This is a genomic window from Nostoc sp. UIC 10890 (genome assembly GCF_054786515.1).
In genome coordinates this window covers 1-2,092 of record NZ_JBSGKF010000111.1, presented here as the reverse complement: position 1 = coordinate 2,092, position 2,092 = coordinate 1, and the positions used below count along the sequence as shown (strand labels likewise).

Sequence of the window (2,092 nt, the reverse complement as noted above, 5' to 3'; positions counted from 1 at the left end):
GAGAATACTTCATGGCACCTGGATACCAAACGAGGAAACTGACTTTATTCAGTCAGGGTCTTTTTACTTGTGGGTAGAAACTCAGTTATCCCAAAAAAGTCACACCAATAGTCAACAAATTCATACTGGACATTTGGTTAAATCCGAATTAATCGCCTTTTTAGTACAGGAATTGGGAATTAAAGAAGACAATACTCAATTTGCCCAACGCATATCTCCTAAATACTTTGCCTTACCAACCACCAATAATCAGCCCTTACCTTCACCAGAATTAACCAAGTATTTAGAAATTGAGTTGACTGACAGCTATGAAGAATTCCAGTACTGGCAGGTAGATTGTTATGAAACAGTAGTATCTACCAAAAGTGGAATAGCACTTAATATTATCAAACTACTTAAAGATATCCATTTTTTAGCAATATATAATGCGGAAAAGTTTCAAATTGGTTCAGATTTATTATTTTGGTATCATTACACTCAAAGTTTTCAACAAGTAATCCTCAAAGACCAATTTATTCCCGCACTAAAATATCGACAGTTATCATCGGAAAATCCGAAGAAAAAAGGCAAAAGCAAGACTGCTAAAGCAGCATTTGAAATTTATGCCACCTGGGAAATTATTTCCGAACAATATGAAGCAAATATTCTGAAATATATTGACTATATGCCACTAATATGTGTGGCAGGTAAAGCAACAGTTAGCTATCCTATTGAGTTTTTTGATCAAGAAACACTATTGCGTCACTTTTCCGAATATGTACTTGATGATTTAGTGACTCACACCCCATCAACAGCTGCTTTTGACAAACAAATTTCTGATTCTCTAATTGAATCTTGCTTTTATCCTCGTCAGCATAATCCACTAACAACAAATACTGCCCTTGAGGAATATCGGCAATGGTTGGTGTGGAAAACCAAAATAACCCGCACTCAAGCTGATTCACCTTTTCATCTATGCTTCCAGTTACATTCTCCCGATCATGAACAAATAGACAATTGGCAAATTCAATTTCTAGTAGCGAGTAAACAAGATCCATCCTTGAAGTTAGCGTTAGCAGACTACTGGACAATGAATCAATTTTCCAAAACTGCTGTACATAAAGATTTTGGTAAAGATTTTGATACAAATTTACTGCTGAATCTGGGGTATGCAGCCAGGATGTATCCCAAACTCTGGCTTGGGTTGGAGACAGATAAGCCAACAGCAATGCAAATTACCTTAGATGAAGCATTTGACTTCCTTACTGAAAGTGCTTGGGTACTGGAAGACTCAGGATTCAAAGTAATTGTACCTGCTTGGTATACTCCGGCAGGTCGTCGCCGTGCCAAAATTCGCCTCAAAGCATCGGGTAGTAAACTTGCTGCAACGAAAGGGGAAACAAAAAGCTATTTTGGCTTAGAGTCACTGGTGGAGTATCAGTATGAGTTGGCAATTGGGGAGCAAACTGTCACACCTATTGAATGGGAACAACTGATTAATGCTAAAACTCCCCTAGTGCATTTTCGCGGTCAATGGATGGAATTAGACCGGGATAAAATGCAGCAGTTACTCGAATTTTGGCAGTCCCACGGTAACGAACAACCCCAGATGACCTTACTGGAGTTTCTACAACGCAGTGCTGAATTGGGGTCAGAATGGGAAATTGAACATGACGAAGCTTTGTCAGAGATGATAGCAAAGCTACAAGATAAAAGTCGCCTAGAGCCAATTTCTGAACTTGATAATCTGCAAGGCACGCTCCGAGAATATCAAAAGCGTGGTGTTTCCTGGCTACAATATCTAGAAAACTTGGGATTAAATGGCTGTTTGGCGGACGATATGGGTTTAGGTAAATCCGTGCAGGTGATTGCCCGATTAGTGCAAGAGAAAGAGTTACATTCAGCTCTGAAAGTAGGAGAAAAGATTACTTCTTTATCTGCCCTGCCTACACTATTAATTGCTCCGACTTCTGTTGTTGGCAACTGGCAGAAAGAAATTGCCAAATTTGCACCTCATTTAAAAACTATGGTGCATCATGGTAGCACTAGGCTGCAAAATCTAGCTGATTTCAAAGCTGCTTGTGAACAAAACGATGTGATAATTAGTTCTTTT

At 39.0% G+C, this 2,092-nt stretch carries 1 protein-coding gene; it reads left to right on the top strand.

Going from position 1 to position 2,092, the window contains the following annotated elements:
* Positions 1-2,092 (top strand): SNF2 helicase-associated domain-containing protein (locus ACWATR_RS39600; RefSeq protein ID WP_460345740.1); only part of this gene is annotated, 2,092 nt, incomplete at both ends.